The sequence below is a fragment of the Sphingopyxis sp. Soil_C_28 genome, from assembly GCF_057657055.1.
The window spans coordinates 631901-649019 of record NZ_JBDGJE010000001.1; the positions used below are offsets into that span (position 1 = coordinate 631901).

Consider the following 17119-nt stretch of genomic DNA (forward strand, 5'->3'; position numbering starts at 1 on the left):
ATCGATCGCTTCTGAGGGCGGGGGCGCGCTCGTCGGAGACGCCATGCAGACCGCTTCTGCCTACCGTCATATGAAAGCGAACATCGTGCTCTACGGCGCGCTGTTTGCCAATCTCGGGATCGCGGTCGCGAAATTCGCGGCGGCGGCGATCAGCGGATCGTCGTCGATGCTCACCGAAGGCGTTCATTCGCTCGTCGACAGCGGCAACCAGATACTGCTGCTCTACGGCCAGTCCCGCGCCAAGCGTCCTCCCGACGCCTATCATCCGTTCGGCTACGGCCGCGAACTCTATTTCTGGGCCTTCGTCGTCGCGATCCTGATCTTCGCGATCGGCGCGGGCGTGTCGATCTACGAAGGCTGGCGCCATATGGCCGATCCCGAGCCGCTGCGCGATCCGACGATCAACTATATCGTGCTCGGCGTCGCATTCCTGCTCGAAGGATAGTCCTGGGCGATCGCGGTTCGCGAATTCAATGCCGGACGCGGAAAGCAGAGCTGGTGGAAGGCGGTCAAGCACTCGAAGGATCCTGCCGGCTTCATCGTGCTCTTCGAGGACAGTGCGGCGCTGCTCGGGCTCGCGATTGCGGCCGTTGGGGTTTGGGCAAGCCATTGGACCGGCGACGCGCGGATCGACGGCATGGCATCGGTCGCGATTGGCTGCGTGCTTGCGGCGGTCGCGGTGCTGCTGGCGCGCGAGGCGAAAGGCCTGCTGATCGGCGAAAGCGCCGAGCCCGAGCTCGTCGTCGCGATCTGGCGCCTGCTCGAACGGCGCCCCGAAATCACTGCGATCAATCATGTCCGCACCATTCACACCGCCCCCGATTCCATCTTCGTCGCGGTGAGCGCAGATTTCGAGGATGCGCTGCCGATGGGCCGCGCAGAGAGCCTGATCGAGGAGATGGAAGCCGAGCTCAAGGCGGCCGAGCCGCGCTTGAGCTCGATCTATATCCGCCCCGAGAAGCAGCGCGATGCGGTCGTCTATCCAGCCCCGCCGCGCGACTGAGTTGCGAACCGGGCGGGTCATGTCCGAGGCCGCAGAATCGTTACAACCTCGATCAATGAGGTGCAACCCGGCGCCGGTTTCAGCCGTTTTTCGCGCATGTATTCACCGGCTTTTGACAATGACCACCCGCTCGCCCGTCGCTTCGCGTCCTTCATTAGGGATGAGCATTTCCCGTGCGTCGGGGCGAAGTCCGCGCTCGCCAAGAGCCAGCTTCGCATTCTTGTCGGACGCGACATGCGATCGGCGTGGGACGATTTGCGTATTTATCCGACCCTGCTCGATCTCGCCTGGTCCTACGCACGCACGCGCGCCCTCTTCCAGTCGCTGGCAGTTCTGTTCGAGGAAGACAGCGGGTTCGACGAAGAGGAATTCGAGGCATGCCTGTGGGAGCGGCTGGAATCGCTGACCCACAAGGATGCCTGGCACGGGCAACCGCTCGATCGCCGCGTCAGTGCCGATCCGGGCGATCCGCACTTTTCGCTGAGTTTCGGCGGCGAGGCATTTTTCGTCGTCGGCCTGCATCCGCGCGCCAGCCGACCCGCGCGGCGCTTCGAGCGTCCGGCACTCGTGTTCAATCTTCATGACCAGTTCGAACAGCTCCGCGCGCAGGGCGTGTATGACAAGATGCGCGAAGCGATCATCAAACGCGATGTCGCGCTCGCGGGGGATGTGAACCCGATGCTGGCGCGCCATGGGACCACATCCGAAGCGCGCCAATATTCGGGGCGCGCCGTCGGCGCCGACTGGGTTTGTCCCTTTTCCGGGCGGACGGATGGCGCGGCGGTGCGCGACCCCCTGCGCGGACGCACCGAACGCAGTTGATCGCACAGGGACGCGCGGTCCGCGCCGCGGCTAGCGGGCTGTCGGTGCCGGCTTTGCGTCGAGATCGACCTTCAGTTCGCGTTGCCAGAAACGTAGGGCGCCGCACGCTGCTACGAAGGGCGCAGCGTCGCCAGCCTTTTCGAGCAGGATGCAGGCCTCGTCGAGATCTTCGGCGAGGCCTGCCGCGGCGAAGATCGCCTCGGCCTCCGGGGTCATGCCGATGAACTTGCAATGCGCGAAGGCGTCGCTGGCGAAGTCCTTCGCCGTTGCATCGGCGGCAAGTTCGGCGGCGCCTTCCTCCGACACGAGGAAGGCGACGGCATCGAACAGAACCGAGGGGCCGCCGTCGATCTTGTGCTTTGCCGCGACCTTGGTTCCATCGGCAAGCGTCACCCCGCCGATCTTGGGCGCGACCACCTCATAGACTGCGCCCTCGGCGTCGAGCGCCTTGACCAGCGCCTTGAAGATCGTCGGGTTGGCGCCATCGCTCATCAAGATGCCGAGCTTGCGGCCCTTGAAGCTGTCGGGACCGTTCTTGACGATGCTGAGCGCATCCGACGCGGGAAGATCGACGATCGGCTTGCGCGCTGCGGGGGCTGCATCGGGAAGCGGCAGGCCGAGACCGTCGGCGACCGTTGCAGCGAGACCCTCGTCGATGTTGCGCAGGTGCGAGACGGTGCGCGAGCGGATGTCGGGGCGTTCGACCTTCGAGAGTTCGAATACCAGCGCATCGCCGATATGCTTCTTCTCGACCGGCGTCTGGCTGACGAAGAATTGCCGCGCCTGGCTGTAATGATCGGCGAAGCTTTCCGAGCGCTCCCGCTGCTTGGGTCCGTCTGCGTCCTCGGCGAAGCTCCGGAAGCCGCGCGCCGGATCCTCGCGCGGGCCGCCCTGCGTTGGCCCCCAGCTGTTCGGCTCGTAGTTCACGCGGCCGACCGGGTTGCGCATCGCCATATGGCCGTCCTGCTGGAAGTGCGCCATCGGGCACTTCGGCGCATTGATCGGGATATGGGTAAAGTTGGTGCTCCCCAGGCGTTTGATTTGCGTGTCGAGATAGGAGAAGTTGCGGCCCTGGAGCAGCGGGTCGTTCGAAAAATCGATGCCCGGCGGGACATTCTGGGTCATGAAGGCGACCTGCTCGGTCTCGGCGAAGAAATTGTCTACGACGCGGTCGAGCACGAGGCGGCCGACGATGCGGATCGGGACCAGTTCCTCGGGGATCAGCTTGGTCGCATCGAGGACATCGAAGTCGAAGCTGTCGGCGAAATCATCGTCGAACAGCTGGACGCCCAGCTCCCATTCGGGAAAGTCGCCGCTGTTGATCGCGTCCCACAGGTCGCGGCGGTGGAAATCGGGATCGGCGCCGTTGATCTTGACCGCCTCGTTCCACACGACCGACTGCAATCCCTGCTTGGGCTTCCAGTGGAATTTGACGAAGGTCGACTTGCCCTTGGCATCGAGCAGGCGGAAGGTGTGGACGCCGAAGCCTTCCATCGTGCGGAACGAGCGTGGGATCGCACGGTCCGACATGGTCCACATGATCATGTGGAAGCTTTCGGGCATCAGGCTGATGAAATCCCAGAAATTGTCGTGCGCCGAAGCCGCCTGCGGAAAGGCGCGGTCGGGCTCGGGCTTCACCGAATGGACGAGGTCGGGGAATTTGATCGCGTCCTGGATGAAGAAGACGGGGATGTTGTTGCCGACGAGATCCCAATTGCCTTCCTGCGTGTAGAGCTTGACCGCGAAGCCGCGGACGTCGCGCGCGAGATCGAAGCTGCCCTTTGAGCCAGCGACGGTCGAGAAGCGCACGAAGGCGGGGGTGCGTTCGCCGACGCGCTGGAAGATATCGGCGCGGCTGACATCCGACAGGCTGTCCGTGAGCTCGAAGAAACCATGCGCGCCATAGCCGCGGGCGTGGACGACCCGCTCGGGGATGCGCTCATGGTCGAAGTGAAAGATTTTCTCGCGGAAGTGGAAGTCCTCGAGCAGGGTCGGACCGCGTGCGCCATGTTTCAGGCTGTTCTGATCGTCGGCGATTGGCGTGCCGTGCTGGGTGGTCAGTGTCGCGACATCGCCCTCGGCCACCTGGTGCGTTTCGCCGCCTTCGGCCGACCGACCGTCGAACGTAAAGCTGATTGCGGCGTCGCCGGGAAAGGCCGGCGCCTTCTGCGGGCTCTCGCCGCCGATGTCGGCGCCGGAAATATCCGCCGGCGTCATGGTGGACGCCGAACGGCCCGAGGGATTTTTCGAAGAAGGAGTTTTGGCCATGGTACGCTCTCGCCGATCATTGGAAGGAAGACAGGACGCCCCGCGTCGCTTGCTGCGAACGATGAGGCGGGTGCACAGGCTCAACCGGCAGACGCGCTGCGAGTTGCGCTATTTGCCGCGAAGTTAACCTGCATCATCACGATTGCGGATCGCCGCGTGCAACGCGTCGCCGCATCGACCGTTGGAAGACAAGGTAAAGCCATCCCAGAAGTTTCCGAGGTGCGTCATTCATGTTCACCGAACGCTTTTTGAGAGACAAGCGCGGCGCGAGCCTCACCGCCGAGGAGCGGGCACGGATCGAGGGGGCGATCGGCGAAGTGAAGACCATCGCGCCGCGCAAGATCATCGCGCGCGCCGGCGAACCGCTCCATCAAAGCACCTTGCTTATCGAAGGCGTGATGTCGCGCTATCTCGACGACCGCCAGGGCCTTCGCCAGCTCGTGGCGATCCACCTGCCAGGCGATTTTCTTGACCTCCACGCCTTCCCGCTCAAGGTCCTCGATCATGACGTCGCGACGCTGACCTCCGCAACCGTTGCGACGATACCGCATGCCGAGCTCGAAGCGATCACCCAGGACATGCCCGAGCTCACGCGCAAACTGTGGTTCTCCACGCTGCTCGACGCGGCGATCCATCGCGCCTGGCTGTTCCGGCTCGGCCGTCTCGACGCAACCGGTCGCATTGCGCACTTTCTGTGTGAAACCAACGCGCGGCTTTTCTCGGCGGGACTGAGCGACGGCCGGCGCTTCGCGCTCGCGCTCACCCAAGCCGACCTCGGCGAAATCTGCGGCTTGACCACGGTTCATGTGAACCGGGTGATGCGTCAGCTGCGTGAGGAAGGGCTCTGCAGCTTTCGCGCGTCGCTCGTCGAGATTCCCGATCCCGTGGCGCTCGCGGCACGGGGCGAGTTCGATCCCGCCTATCTCTATATGGAAACGATCCCCGATTTTCTCTCTAATGTAAAAAGGTCACGATCATGACACCAGATACCGCGGGGCCGCAGCCCGAGACCAAACCCGGTATCGCCACCGCCGAGGGAGGCCTTGTCTTTCTCGAAGGTCCCGACGGGGTCGCGGCGACCATGACGGCGGACGCGGCCGCCCGGACAGGACAGAGCCTGATCGATGCCGCTGCGGTCGCGGCGACGCAGAGGGCGTCCGACGAGGATTGAGCCTGAAGTCGGTCGCGCCCCCAGCCGGTCGCCGCGGGCACTCGAAAACGGGAAGCTGATGCCCGTTGGCGCGCAGGCAGACGGTTACCCGCCGCAATCTACCTGAACGGTCGAACGTGTTACGCCCGCGCCTTGGCCGCAGCCCGGACGTCCTGCGACCGCGCGAGCGGCATGACGAGGATATCGTCACCATCGACGACCACCGCGACATCCTCCATGCCGATAAGCGATACGCGGCGGCCGCCGGCGCGCACGAGGCATCCGCGGCTGTCGTGGAGAAACGCATCCCCGTTTACGGCGTTTCCGGCCTCGTCGCGCATCGTGAGGTTGTGGACGGCGTGCCAGCTGCCGAGATCCGACCAACCCATCGAAACGGGCACGACCGCGACGCGGTCGTGCTTTTCCATCACCGCATAATCGATCGAGTCCGCCGGGGCCGACACGAACGTCTCTCGATCGGCATAGACTGCCGGTCCCTCGACTCGGCTTGCGGCAATCGCCCGTTCGGCAGCCTCCAGAATCGCCGGGCAATGCGTGCGCATGGCGTCGCGCATCGCGCACGCGCGGAACAGGAAAATGCCCGCGTTCCAGCTGTAACCACCGGCCGAAAGCATCGCCTCCGCTTCCGCGAGCGGGGGCTTTTCGACAAAGCGTTCGACGGCGAAGCCGTCTGGACGCAGCGCTGCGCCGCTCTTGATATAGCCGAACCCCGTTTCGGGCCGGTCGGGCGCAATGCCGAAGGTAACGAGCCAGTTCTCGCGCGCGAGCGCCGCGCCCCGATCGATGGCGGCGTGAAAGGCCGGCACATCGGCGATGACATGGTCGCTGGGCATGACGAGGAGCAATGCGTCGGATGGCGCGGTAACCACCGCGAGCGCGATCGCCGCGGCGGTGTTGCGCGGTACGGGCTCGACGAGCAGGCGTATCGGCCGGTCACGCGCTTGCTCGCGCGCGGTCGCGACATGGCCAGGACCGCAAACCACGAGAGGATCGGCGAAGTGGCGGTCCGAAACGCGCGCCAGCGTGCTGGCGAAGAGGCTCGCATCGTCGACGATGTCGAGAAACTGCTTTGCGCGCTCGCCGCGCGAGGCGGGCCAAAGACGCGTCCCTGCGCCGCCGCACAGAATGACGGGCTGAATCTGTTCCTGCATCTGGCGGCTCAACCTGCGAGAGCAGGCACCGAAGCGGTGAGGCTCCGCGCCGGCGTCTCGGGAACTGCGTCGCGCCAGAATATCGTCGCCATGGTGCGCGAAGCGATCTGATAGGCGAGGACCGATTCCGCGCCGCTGTTGCGGTTGACCCCGCGCGGGGTCAGTCCGTCGAGGCAGCGACCCGACTTCGGGTCTGCCAGAGCGATGCCGCGATCATTCTGGCCAAGAAACCAGGCGTAGGCGGTCTCGGCGCGGGCGCGCCATATCTTGCCCCGCGTCGCATCGTAGGCCGTCGCGCAGGCGTCGATCGTCGCCCACGCTTCGAGCGGCTGCTGGTCGAACGGCAAGCTCTCCTGAGCACGATCAAAGCTGTCCGACCCGACCGGACGAAAATGACCCTCGGGGGCGGTCTGGAAATCGGCGAGCCAGTCGAGCGCGGCAAGACCGGCTTCCTCGAGCGGGAGCGAGCGGAGCCGCCGCCCTGCGCGGATCAGCGCCTCTGCCAGACGGGCATTGTCGTAGGAGAGGCCCGTCTCAAACCAGTCCCAGCCGGGCCGGCGCGCCGCTTTCCACAGCGCGCACAGAAATGTGCCGCCGCGCTCGACGATCGTGCGCGCGCGGGCGTTGGCAGGCTCATGCGCGAGCCGCGCATCGGCGCCGAGGAGCGCGAAGGCGATGGCACGCGGGCTCTGGAAGCGCCCGGCCGTCGGTGCGGCGAGATCGAAGAGGTCCGCGGCCCAGTCGCGCATTTCTGGCGAGGCGGCATGCGCCGCTGCATGACCGAGCGCCCAGAGCGTCCGCCCGTTGCTGTCCTCCGAGCCTTCGTCTTCGAGCCAGCGGCGCTCATAGCCCATGAAATTGCGAAACACGCCGCGATCGGGATTCCAGCCATGCTGGAGGAAGCTCGCGAAGGACAGCGCGCGCGATTGCGCCAGTTCCTGCGCGCGCGCCGGTAGACGATGCACGAGCATCAGGGCGCGAGCATTGTCGTCGATACAATAGCCGTGCCGCCGGTCGGGAACGAGGTGGATGCTGTGCTGGAGCATGCCGACATCATCGCAAAGTGCCCACGCGCCCTCGATCGTGGGCATGCGCCGCGTCCCCGCGGCGAACTCCGGCACGGCGACGCTATCGACGAGGGCGGCGCACGCGCGCGCGATCACCTTCCATGCCGTGCGGCGTCCCCGCGCATAGGCGCGCCGCTGAAACGCACGGCGTTCCTCTGGAACCGCAAGCAACAGGTGCACCGCTTCGGCGATCGCCTCGCTGTCGGTTCCGGGAAGCAGGATACCCACATCGTCGGCAAGCAGTTCGCGGGCGTGGACGAAGGGCGTCGCGACGACGGCGCGGCCGAGCGCAACGGCATAGGCGAGCGTGCCCGAGGTGATTTGCTGCAGATTGGGATAGGGCGCGAGGTAGATGTCGCAAAGCTCGATCTGGTCGAGCAGTTCCTCGGTATCGAGGAAGCAGTTCTCCCACGCGATATTGCCCGCAACCCTTAGGCTTTCCGCGAGCCGCTCCAGGCTCTCGCGATAGGCCTCGCCTTCGGACGCAACGAGATTGGGATGGGTCGCACCCACGATCCGGTAGAGGATATCGGGATATTGCGCGACGATTGCGGGCAGCGCCCGGATCGCGGCTTCGAGGCCCTTGCCGGGCCCGATCAGGCCGAACGTCGAGATCACGGGACGATCGGCAATCCCGAGAGTCTCGCGGAGGGGCGCGATATCGACAAAGGGCCGGTCGGGCGTGCCATGCTCGATATGCACGATCTGGTCGGCGCTCGCACCATAGACGTCGCGCAAGGTTTCGCGGCCATAGTCGCTCATGACGACCAGCTTGCTGGCGCGCGCTACGAGCCGGTCCATAACCCGGCGCTGGTCCGCATTGGGTTCGGCGAGAACGGTATGCAGCGTGACGATCAACGGCGCGGCGATGCGATCGACAAGCTCGAAAATCATCTCGCCGGCGGCGCCGCCGAAAATGCCGAATTCATGCTGAAGCCAGACGACCTGTGCGCCGCTCGCGTTGATCGCCTCGGCTGCGGCGCGGTAATCCGTCGGCGCCTGTTCGTGGATCGCGAGCGCAACCTCGCCGCCCATATCCGGGTCGGTCGGGCTCCGCATCGCGTAGATGTCGATCGCCAGATCGGCGCGAGCGGCGCGAAGATGATCATAGGTGTCCGCGGTGAAGGTCGCGATCCCGCATTGGCGCGGTCGAAAGCAACCGATGAGGGCAAGGCGGCGCGGCGTGACGCTCCGCTTCATGCCGGGAGGAGGGGAGACGGAAGAGGGCGAAAGATCGTCGAGGGACATATCGCGGAAAAACCGGCCATCGCTATCGTGCTTCATATCCATCCTCATTATGACATGCCACGCGCGCGCCATCGGCCTCGCGTGCGGGCACGCGGGTCCGCAGCCGGTCGTTCGACCGTGCTCGCGAGCAGATTGATTGTATGCGGGAGCAACGCGCCGGGACGCTCCGGGTTGCAGTGCAGCATGCCAAGTTCGGGGATTTTGGTGCCCGATTAACACAGGTTATATCGATTTTTCCCTGTGGACGGGAAATCGCCGCGATGCTGCTTCTCGGGTATGCATCGACGGGCGTTACGGCCGTAGCCACACGCGAATCGTCTGTCCGATCCGGGAACTATCGGACCGCGCATGCGTCCCTTTGCCATCGGCTGCGCAGCTGAACAGAAATCCTCACCACCACGACGGATGCCGGGTGATCCCGCATCCCGTCGCCAATGCACGCCCGCCGGCATCGCGGGCGGGGAGATGTTTATGCGCAACTTATTCAGTCCTTCCCCTGGTCGCGGCCCTTCTCCTGGTCGCGGCACGCCGGATGCGCTCGCCGTTGCCGCCGTAGGAGCAGGTCTCGCATTAGCCGGAATCGGCTATTCCTTCTGGCGTCGCACGCGAAACGCCGAGACCGATCGCGACGATATTGCGACCGACGCGCCCCACTGGACGCTCGATAAGCCGTCGGCGCGCGCGCTCTTCGGCAAGTCGGTTCTGGTCAATCGTCCGCGCACAGACTTGTTTGCGGCGTGGAAGGTCGAGCGCTTCCCTGAATTCATGGAAAATGTCGTCGCCGTCGAGCCGCTGGGCGGCGGCACCGCGCGGTGGACGATCAAGGGTCCGATGGGGCGCGAGGTCCATCTGGTCAACAGCATCACCGAGAGCATCGAGAATGAGACGATCAGCTGGCAGAGCGAACCCGAAAGCGAAATCGCGAACAGCGGCGAGGTCCGCTTCGCCGATGCGCCCGCGGGTCGCGGCACCTATGTCACCCTGATCCTGGCCTACGATCCCCCTGCAGGAAAGCTTGGCCGCCTCGGCGCGAAGCTCCTCCAGCGCGAACCCGAGGTGCAGGCGCGCCGCGATCTTCACCGCTTCAAGCAGCTGATGGAAACCGGCGAGGTGACCAGCAACGCCTCGCCATCGGCGCGAAAGTCCGAATCCCCCGTCGAACCCCATATTTGAGGATCAGACCATGCGAGCAGTTACCTGGCAAGGCCGCCACAAGATCAGCGTCGAGACGGTGCCCGATCCCGAGATCGTCAATCCGCGCGATGCCATTCTTCATATTACATCGACCGCAATCTGCGGTTCGGACCTTCATCTCTACGATGGCTATATTCCCGGCATGCGCGCCGGCGATATCGTCGGCCACGAGTTCATGGGCGAGGTCGTCGACGTCGGCTCGGGATCGACCCTCAAGAAAGGGCAGCGGGTGGTTGTCCCGTTCACGATCAGCTGCGGCGCCTGCTTCTTCTGCGAAAAGCAGCAGTTTAGTGCGTGCGACAATAGCAACCCGTCGGAGACGCGCGATGCAGCCGAACTGCTGATGGGGCATGCTATGGGCGGCGCGTTCGGCTACGCCCATCTGACCGGTGGCTATGCCGGCGGGCAGGCCGAATATGTGCGTGTGCCCTATTCGGACGTCGGCCCGGTCATCATCCCCGACGATCTTCCCGACGACGATGTCCTGTTCCTCTCGGACATCTTGCCGACCGGATGGCACGCCGCGGTCAACGCCGATATCGAGCCCGGCGACACTGTCGCGGTGTGGGGCTGCGGACCAGTCGGGCTGTTCACGATCCAGTCGGCGCTGCTACTCGGCGCAGGGCGCGTGATCGCGATCGATCATTTTCCCGCGCGTCTCCGGCTGGCGAAGCAGCTCGGCGCAGAGATCCTTGACTATAAGCAGGTCGACGTTCGCGAGGCGCTTAATGAAATGACCGGCGGCATCGGACCCGATGCGTGCATCGATTGCGTCGGCATGGAAAGCCACGGCTTTACCCCAGACAACATCCTCGACCAGGTCAAGGCGCAATATTATTCGGTGACCGAGCGCCCGCATGCACTGCGCCAGGCGATCCTCGCTTGCCGCAAGGGCGGACGTGTGTCGATCCCCGGCGTCTATGGGGGCTTCGCCGACAAATTCCCCTTGGGACAGCTGATGGAGAAGGGGCTGACCGTGAAGAGCGGCCAGACGCCGGTTCAGAAATATACGGGCCAGCTGCTGAAGATGATCCAGGACGGCCAGTTCGATACGACCTCGCTCATCTCGCATCACGCTCCGCTCGAGGACGCCGCCGAGATGTATCGCCACTGGCATGGTGAGCAGAACGAATACACCAAGATCATTCTGAAGCCCGGGCTCGCAAAGGGCGCCATCGAAGCAAAGAAGGAAATGGCCCATGTCTGAACGCAAACTCGCTCTCATCACGGGCGCTTCTAGCGGCATTGGCCGCGAGATCGCAAAGCTTGCCGCCGCTGAGGGCTATGACCTCATCGTCGCCGCCGACGAGCCCTTCGTAGACGCGGCCATCGGCTTGGCAGAGGGCGGCGCCGAGGTGCAGTCGATCGAGGCCGATCTCTCGACATCGGCAGGGGTCGAGGAATTGCTCGCCGCCGCCTCGGATCGCGAGATCGATGTGCTCGTCGCAAACGCCGGCCATGGCCTCGGTCACGGCTTCCTCGACCAAGATGTCGCCGGGTGGCGCCACGTCATCGACACCAACATCATCGGCACCTTGCTCCTGCTCCAGCCGGTGCTCAAGCAGATGGTCGCTCGCGGCGAAGGCAAGGTGCTGATCACCGGCTCGATCGCGGGTCATCTCGCCGGCTCTTTCCAGGCGGTTTATAATGGCACCAAGGCCTTCGTCGACAGCTTCGCCGCCGCGATCGGCAATGAGCTCAAGGACACGGGTGTCACGATCACCTGCCTCAAGCCCGGTGCCACCGACACCAATTTTTTCGCGCGCGCGGGCATGCTCGATACCAAGGTCGGACAGGCGAAGAAGGACGATCCGGCCGACGTTGCGCGCACCGGCTGGGAGGCAATGAAGAAGGGCGAGCATTCGGTCGTCCATGGCCTCAAGAACAAGGCGCAGGTGCTGGCCTCGGGCGTACTCAGCGAAGCGACGACCGCCGAGATGCACCGCAAGCAGGCCGAACCCGGCTCGGGCAGTTCGAACTGACGGGAAGGTTTCACCATGACCGTTGCAAAGCTGCCCACGATCGCCGTCGAGAAGCCGTGGGGCGTCGTCCGCCTTCCCGAACCTTTCACCTCCTCCTCTCCAGAGCGTATCGGCGAAATCTGGTTCGATCCGCCCGCCGACTGTCCGCTCCTCGCCAAATATCTTTTTACCAGTGAGCGTCTTTCGATCCAGGTCCATCCTGACGACGCCGGCGCGCGCGCGCGGGGCGAGTCCTCGGGCAAGGAAGAATGCTGGTATATTCTCGAGGCCGAACCGGGCGCGAAACTGGGACTCGGCACGGTCCGTGCGCTCGGCGCCGCCGAACTTCGCGCGGCAGCCTTGTCGGGTGCGATCGAGGAGCTGATCGAATGGCATCCGGTGGAGCCGGGAATGTTCTTTCACGTCCCCCCGGGCACGGTCCACGCGATCGGCGGCGGCATCTCGCTTGTCGAAATCCAGCAGAAGAGCGATGTCACCTACCGGCTTTACGATTATGGACGGCCGCGCGAACTGCATCTCGAAGACGGCGCCGCGGTGGCGCGCGCGGCGCCCATGCCGGCGTCGCTGCAACGCATGATATCCCCGGACCAGAGCATCCGGCTGCTCGCGGGCGCGCGCCTCTCGGTAGCCTATATCGCCGGAAACGACCTTGGACCGATCGCGAGCGAGAACGGACCGCTATTGATCGTTCCGCTCAAGGGCAGCGTCGACATCGATGGCTTTTCGGTTGGTGCGGGCGAGTGCCTTTGGGGCGCACGGGCGGCGTCGATTGCCGCCGCTGGCGACGCCCGTTTTCTGGTTGCCGGGCAGGGCGGGGCGTAACCGCGCCCAGCGGTTCGCCGCTGCATCCGCATAGCTTGGCCCTGAGCGGGGAACGTCGGTCCGCGACCGGCGTTTGATCTTGTCCTTGCCTGGCGCACGGAGCGCAACCTATATGGCGACGGGGGCGAGGTAAGAAAGGTCGACGTCCTCCATGCTGATTTGCCGACCCGAGCAGTCGCCTCTACGCATTCTCGATGAAAAATTGAGCGCGGACCCGAGCCGCGTCGTGCTTCGCCCGTTTCATCTCGCTTGGCAGTCCAACGTGTCCGAGCCGCCGCGTGCGGCGCAGCTGGTGGCCGACGTCCTGGGCTTGGACGAGGATCAGGCGGAACTCGAACTTGGCCTGATCTGGAAGGATTTCTCCGAGCGGCACTGGCAGATCGGGCAGATTTTCGACGAGCGATATCGGGAGATATCGGAAGATCTGTCGCTCGATGACGCGGCGGTCTCGCCGGTCAAGCGCCGCCTGATCGGCGCCTATTTCTGTCATGAATATAGTTACGCCGCCGCAGCGCTCATGAATCCGAGCGTCGTGCCGCATCCTAATCAGACTGGCGTTGATCCGGACCAGTTGCGCTTCGTCATGTCGATGCGCGCCGTTGGCGAAGGCCATATATCATCGGTCGCCTTCCGCGAAGGTATCGTGGGTCCGGGTACCGAATTCCTGCTATGGCCGCAATCCGGCCCTGCCATGGCCGCCGTCGCCAACGATCGCCACAGCATGCATCCCGACGCGCCGGTACTCGTGCACCGCCAGCCCGATAGCGCGATTTCGAACAGCGTGCTGTTTCCGATCACCGAGGCCCAGCGCAATGGCCTCGAAGACCTGCGGCTCGTCCAGTTCGTTCACGACGACGGCAAGACCGAATATATTGGGACCTATACCGCCTATTCGGGGCGGGAAATCCGCTCGGAGCTGATGCGCACCCAGGATTTCAGCAGTTTTTGCCTTCAGCCGCTTTCCGGGCTTGCAGCCCGCCACAAGGGGATGGCTCTGTTTCCGCGACGGATCGACGGTCGTTACCGAATGATCGCCCGTCAGGACGGGAAGAATATCACGATCCTGTCCTCGGACGAATTGAGCCACTGGGACGATGAGGGCGAAGTGCTGATGCGCCCGCAATTTCCCTGGGAGTTTATCCAGATGGGCAATTGCGGCAGCCCGATCGAATGCGACGCGGGCTGGATCGTGCTTACGCACGGCGTCGGCGCGATGCGCAAATATAGTCTCGGCGCGGCGCTGCTCGACCGCGACGATCCGTCGCGGGTGCTCGCGCGTACATCCTGTCCGATCCTGTCGGCGGCGGAAAGCGACCGCGAGGGATATGTTCCGAACGTCGTCTACACCTGCGGGGCGGTGCGCGTCGGCGACCGTCTTTTCATTCCCTATGGCATCTCGGACAGCGCGATCGGCTTTGCGATGACGAGTATCGACGGCCTGATCGCAGCGATGGACTGATGGATTAGCCGGCGGCTTGCCCGCCTCTTTCATCGCTCAATCCGATAATGGATCGGTTTGAAACTGCCGCCGCAGCTGTCATAGGCCGAGCAGGCCGTGAGCCCGATGATCAAATCGTCGAGCGCGCGCAGGCGGATGAAATCGCCCGGTGCGGTGGGCGGCGCGAGCACCTTGATCCGGCCGTCCGGGCCGACGGGAACGTTCATGAAGATATTGAAAGCGACCGGAATGGCGTCGGCGTCGATCCCGAACGGCGCGAGCGCTTCGGCGAGATTGCCGAAGCATCCGCGATGCACGGGCTTGTCTGCGTAGAAATGACGGAAGGTCGCCTCGCTGCACGGCGTAAGCAGAAAGTCGTGGGTGCCGGCGCTGTCCTCGACGATCTCGAGCATGGGGTTCGACCGGTTCGACCAGAGCCGGTTGCCCGTCGTGAGCTGGATCGTCTCTTCATAATCTAAGGTCCGCCCATTCGAAATGACTTCGCGAACATCGGAGGCGTTAAAGGCGAGCAAGTCGCTCACTTGGCCGCCTTCGGGATCGATGACGCGCAGGATCTGGTCTCTCGACAGCCGGAATGCGACGCCGCTGCGCGGCGCAATCACCGTCGTCATCGCTGGCGTCGCGCGGACGGATAATCGCGCCGCTGTTTCGTGTCGAACATTTTGTTCACCTCGCAATGTCGGTCCCTGCGCTCGCAACGGATGCGCGGTGCAAAAGGCTCCCCGCGCGCGCGGTTCACACGCAACCTTCGGCAAAATTCTCCGTTTATCAAAGCAAGCGGGCGGGCAGATGGAGACTGCAATGAAACCGATCGATACGGACGCTACCCATATTCTGACCAAGGACCATCGCGAGGTCGAGGCGCTGTTCGCCAAGTTTGAAAAGGCCGGCGGCTCGAAGGAAAAGGGTCAGATAGCCGACAAGATCTGCACCGAGCTGAAGATCCACGCCCAGATCGAGGAAGAGGTCTTCTATCCGGCGCTCAAGGGGAAGATCGACGATGATCTCCTGAAAGAGGCCTATGTCGAGCATGACGGCGCGAAAATCCTGATCAACGAGATCGTGGCATCGAGCCCCGAGGACGAGTTCTTCGATTCCAAGGTCACGGTACTCAAGGAAGAAATCGAGCATCATGTGAAGGAAGAGGAAAAGCAGCACGACAACATGTTCCAGCAGGCGCGCGCCGCCGACGTCGATCTCGACGCGCTCGGCGAGCAGATGCTCGCGCGCAAGGAAGAGTTGAAGGCGCAGGCCGAGACGACCGGGCTTCCGCCCGCCAAGACGACGACGATGTAAGCTCATGCCCGCGCAGCGCGACATCGACCGGCATTTGGAACGGCTGGCTGCCGCGCTAGCGGGCAGCGAGCTTCGCTGGGCGATCGCCGAGAGCTGCACGGGTGGCCAGCTGGCCGCCTTGATGGCTCGCGAAGCCGCGCTTGGCTCACATCTCGAGCGCGGCTTCGTCGTTTATTCAATCGACGCGAAATGCGAGATGCTCGGGGTCGACCGCGCCGACGCCGAGCGCTGCGAAGCCGTCAATCCCGAGGTCGCCGAAGCAATGGCGGCGGGCGCACTCGCGAACGGCGACGCCGATTTCGCGATAGCCGTCACCGGCTTTTGCGGTCCGCGCGAGAAGAATGAGGAAGTCGGCCTGGTCCACTTGGCCTGCGCGACCCGCGAAGGACGACGCTTCGCGCAGGAATATCATTTCGGCGATCTCGGCCGCGGTGCCGTGCTCGACCATGCCGTCGCTGCCGCGCTCGCCATGATGACCGAAGCCGTTGTGGAACACGGCGCGCCGGTGCTTCATTCGGCTTGAGAGCGCGGCCTTGGAATCGAGAATCTCATCGTGACCGCGATCGGATGGAAACTCGATCCCGCGTGCCGCGAGCTTCTTCTCGATCTCTTTCCGCCGCACTGGCATGACATGATCGCCGACCATATCACGCTTGCCGGACATGCCGCCAAAGATGCGCCGCTCCCGACCGAGACCGACGCTACGGTCATTGGCCATGCCGACGACGGGGTAGGGCTTGAAGCCTTGGTCGTAGCAATTGGCGGCTCCGCGCGACGGCCTGACGGGAGCATCTTCCACATCACTTGGTCGCTGGATCGGGCGCTCGGACGCAAGGCGGTCGAAAGCAATGAATTGCTGAGGCGGGACGGATGGCGCCCGCTCGCGGTGCCGATCGAAATCACCATTATTCCATCCCGTTTTTGACCAGCGCGGCGTCAGCCGCTTTCTACGAGTGGCCAGATTTCGATGACGCCGTGCGCAACCGCGCAGGGCGAGTGCTGCGCCAATTGAATGGCTTCGCCGAGATTGGCGGCCTCTATGAGTGCGAAGCCGGCGACAGGGAGCGATGACGACAGATAGGGGCCTGTCGTGGTCTGCACGATTTCGCCTTCGGGATTGCGCACCTGTACCGGCAGACCGGCAATCCCCATGATCGCGCCGCCTTGCTTTAGCTGCTCGTCATGGGAATGGGCTGCGTCGCGAACGTGTTGCGGGGTCCGCTGATAGCCCGCTTCGTCGCCATAACCGATCGTAACGAATTTGGGCATCTTGCACTCCTTCTCCTTCCACAACCGGGGACAAGCCCGCTTGTTCCATGGCCGCGCGCGCCAGCGCGAAGACGGCCGCGAGGGGTGAAAAGGCTCTGCGCAAGACCGGCTGGCGGCGCGATCACCCGGAGCTTTGCAACCATGCCCGCTTCTTTCACCTCGCCCATAAAAGCCGACCGACGCTAAGGGCCGAGCTCGACCGTGCCGGGATGCGACATCAGCCGGATTCGATCCGGCAAAGCCTTTCATTGACGCTGTCTGGCGGAAGCGCGGCGGGACGCGACGGATAAGCTGGCCAGCCTTCTGCAGCATTTCCCTTGATCGCGGCGACTCTCCGGCTTCGTGGTTGATGAACGTTGAGACGGAG

The 17119-nt window shown here is 64.2% G+C and carries 16 protein-coding genes and 1 pseudogene; 12 read left to right on the forward strand and 5 right to left on the reverse strand.

All coding sequences use genetic code 11. From position 1 onward, the window contains the following. Positions 1 to 43 precede the first annotated feature (43 nt). Positions 44 to 1003: pseudogene (locus AC3A43_RS02945) on the forward strand (cation diffusion facilitator family transporter). A 96-nt stretch (positions 1004 to 1099) separates the two neighbouring features. Continuing rightward, positions 1100 to 1825, forward strand: a complete 726-nt coding sequence (gene gntA, locus AC3A43_RS02950; protein ID WP_487791044.1) for a guanitoxin biosynthesis heme-dependent pre-guanitoxin N-hydroxylase GntA — start codon at positions 1100 to 1102, stop codon at positions 1823 to 1825. A 30-nt stretch (positions 1826 to 1855) separates the two neighbouring features. On the opposite strand, the gene katE is transcribed toward gntA, so the two are convergent. Continuing rightward, positions 1856 to 4042 (reverse strand): catalase, encoded by a 2187-nt coding sequence (katE, locus tag AC3A43_RS02955; RefSeq protein ID WP_487791045.1) that lies wholly within the window; start codon positions 4040 to 4042, stop codon positions 1856 to 1858. A 281-nt stretch (positions 4043 to 4323) separates the two neighbouring features. Here katE and AC3A43_RS02960 point away from each other — a divergent pair, with 281 nt between their 5' ends. Further along, the gene (locus AC3A43_RS02960; protein ID WP_487791046.1) at positions 4324 to 5073 is read left to right on the forward strand and encodes a Crp/Fnr family transcriptional regulator; all 750 of its coding nucleotides are present in this window, start codon (positions 4324 to 4326) and stop codon (positions 5071 to 5073) included. Continuing rightward, positions 5070 to 5264 (forward strand): hypothetical protein, encoded by a 195-nt coding sequence (locus AC3A43_RS02965; RefSeq protein WP_487791047.1) that lies wholly within the window; start codon positions 5070 to 5072, stop codon positions 5262 to 5264. The genes AC3A43_RS02960 and AC3A43_RS02965 overlap by 4 nt, the downstream gene beginning before the upstream one ends. A gap of 119 nt (positions 5265 to 5383) precedes the next feature. Here the strand turns inward: AC3A43_RS02965 and AC3A43_RS02970 are convergent, their stop codons facing one another. Both AC3A43_RS02970 and AC3A43_RS02975 read right to left on the reverse strand, forming a co-directional pair. Further along, positions 5384 to 6415: a mannose-1-phosphate guanylyltransferase gene (locus AC3A43_RS02970; protein WP_487791048.1), complete on the reverse strand. Its 1032-nt coding sequence runs from the start codon at positions 6413 to 6415 to the stop codon at positions 5384 to 5386. Positions 6416 to 6423: 8 nt separating this feature from the next. Next, a complete protein-coding gene (locus AC3A43_RS02975; RefSeq protein ID WP_487791049.1) occupies positions 6424 to 8766 on the reverse strand; it encodes a glycosyltransferase family 4 protein in 2343 nt (780 codons plus the stop codon). A 435-nt stretch (positions 8767 to 9201) separates the two neighbouring features. Between AC3A43_RS02975 and AC3A43_RS02980 the strand changes: the two genes are divergently transcribed. From AC3A43_RS02980 to AC3A43_RS03000, 5 genes are all read left to right on the forward strand, one after another. Beyond that, positions 9202 to 9903, forward strand: coding sequence for an SRPBCC family protein (locus tag AC3A43_RS02980; RefSeq protein WP_487791050.1), 702 nt, complete (start codon positions 9202 to 9204; stop codon positions 9901 to 9903). Between the two features lie 10 nt (positions 9904 to 9913). Then, a complete protein-coding gene (locus AC3A43_RS02985) occupies positions 9914 to 11131 on the forward strand; it encodes a zinc-dependent alcohol dehydrogenase (protein ID WP_487791051.1) in 1218 nt (405 codons plus the stop codon). Beyond that, on the forward strand, positions 11124 to 11906 hold the full coding sequence (locus tag AC3A43_RS02990) for an SDR family NAD(P)-dependent oxidoreductase (protein WP_487791052.1): 783 nt from the start codon (positions 11124 to 11126) through the stop codon (positions 11904 to 11906). The genes AC3A43_RS02985 and AC3A43_RS02990 overlap by 8 nt, the downstream gene beginning before the upstream one ends. 15 nt (positions 11907 to 11921) lie before the next feature. Next, positions 11922 to 12728 carry a class I mannose-6-phosphate isomerase gene (locus AC3A43_RS02995; RefSeq protein ID WP_487791053.1) on the forward strand — a complete coding sequence of 269 codons (807 nt, stop codon included), beginning with the start codon at positions 11922 to 11924 and terminating at the stop codon, positions 12726 to 12728. A gap of 262 nt (positions 12729 to 12990) precedes the next feature. Continuing rightward, a complete protein-coding gene (locus tag AC3A43_RS03000) occupies positions 12991 to 14187 on the forward strand; it encodes a glycoside hydrolase family 130 protein (protein WP_487791054.1) in 1197 nt (398 codons plus the stop codon). 29 nt (positions 14188 to 14216) lie between these two features. Here AC3A43_RS03000 and AC3A43_RS03005 read toward each other — a convergent pair whose 3' ends face one another. After that, positions 14217 to 14798 (reverse strand): DUF1989 domain-containing protein, encoded by a 582-nt coding sequence (locus AC3A43_RS03005; RefSeq protein ID WP_487791055.1) that lies wholly within the window; start codon positions 14796 to 14798, stop codon positions 14217 to 14219. 190 nt (positions 14799 to 14988) lie between these two features. Here AC3A43_RS03005 and AC3A43_RS03010 point away from each other — a divergent pair, with 190 nt between their 5' ends. The 3 genes from AC3A43_RS03010 to AC3A43_RS03020 are packed head-to-tail and all read left to right on the forward strand — an operon-like array spanning position 14989 to position 16408. After that, complete coding sequence (locus AC3A43_RS03010) at positions 14989 to 15483, forward strand: hemerythrin domain-containing protein (protein ID WP_487791056.1); 495 nt, start codon at positions 14989 to 14991, stop codon at positions 15481 to 15483. 4 nt (positions 15484 to 15487) lie between these two features. Continuing rightward, positions 15488 to 16006 (forward strand): CinA family protein, encoded by a 519-nt coding sequence (locus AC3A43_RS03015; protein ID WP_487791057.1) that lies wholly within the window; start codon positions 15488 to 15490, stop codon positions 16004 to 16006. A gap of 30 nt (positions 16007 to 16036) precedes the next feature. After that, positions 16037 to 16408, forward strand: a complete 372-nt coding sequence (locus AC3A43_RS03020; RefSeq protein ID WP_487791058.1) for a hypothetical protein — start codon at positions 16037 to 16039, stop codon at positions 16406 to 16408. An 11-nt stretch (positions 16409 to 16419) separates the two neighbouring features. Here the strand turns inward: AC3A43_RS03020 and AC3A43_RS03025 are convergent, their stop codons facing one another. Continuing rightward, positions 16420 to 16752: a YciI family protein gene (locus AC3A43_RS03025; protein ID WP_487791059.1), complete on the reverse strand. Its 333-nt coding sequence runs from the start codon at positions 16750 to 16752 to the stop codon at positions 16420 to 16422. Between the last annotated feature and the right edge of the window lie 367 nt (positions 16753 to 17119).

Bases quoted from the DNA above. Each gene is read 5' to 3' on its own strand.
- gntA (WP_487791044.1), top strand. From the start codon at position 1,100: ATGTATTCACCGGCTTTTGACAATGACCACCCGCTCGCCCGTCGCTTC.
- AC3A43_RS02985 (WP_487791051.1), top strand. From the start codon at position 9,914: ATGCGAGCAGTTACCTGGCAAGGCCGCCACAAGATCAGCGTCGAGACG.
- AC3A43_RS02980 (WP_487791050.1), top strand. From the start codon at position 9,202: ATGCGCAACTTATTCAGTCCTTCCCCTGGTCGCGGCCCTTCTCCTGGT.
- AC3A43_RS03010 (WP_487791056.1), top strand. From the start codon at position 14,989: ATGAAACCGATCGATACGGACGCTACCCATATTCTGACCAAGGACCAT.
- AC3A43_RS02970 (WP_487791048.1), bottom strand. From the start codon at position 6,415: ATGCAGGAACAGATTCAGCCCGTCATTCTGTGCGGCGGCGCAGGGACG.
- AC3A43_RS03005 (WP_487791055.1), bottom strand. From the start codon at position 14,798: ATGACGACGGTGATTGCGCCGCGCAGCGGCGTCGCATTCCGGCTGTCG.
- AC3A43_RS02960 (WP_487791046.1), top strand. From the start codon at position 4,324: ATGTTCACCGAACGCTTTTTGAGAGACAAGCGCGGCGCGAGCCTCACC.
- katE (WP_487791045.1), bottom strand. From the start codon at position 4,042: ATGACGCCGGCGGATATTTCCGGCGCCGACATCGGCGGCGAGAGCCCG.
- AC3A43_RS03015 (WP_487791057.1), top strand. From the start codon at position 15,488: ATGCCCGCGCAGCGCGACATCGACCGGCATTTGGAACGGCTGGCTGCC.
- AC3A43_RS02995 (WP_487791053.1), top strand. From the start codon at position 11,922: ATGACCGTTGCAAAGCTGCCCACGATCGCCGTCGAGAAGCCGTGGGGC.
- AC3A43_RS03025 (WP_487791059.1), bottom strand. From the start codon at position 16,752: ATGCCCAAATTCGTTACGATCGGTTATGGCGACGAAGCGGGCTATCAG.
- AC3A43_RS02965 (WP_487791047.1), top strand. From the start codon at position 5,070: ATGACACCAGATACCGCGGGGCCGCAGCCCGAGACCAAACCCGGTATC.
- AC3A43_RS02975 (WP_487791049.1), bottom strand. From the start codon at position 8,766: ATGAAGCACGATAGCGATGGCCGGTTTTTCCGCGATATGTCCCTCGAC.
- AC3A43_RS02990 (WP_487791052.1), top strand. From the start codon at position 11,124: ATGTCTGAACGCAAACTCGCTCTCATCACGGGCGCTTCTAGCGGCATT.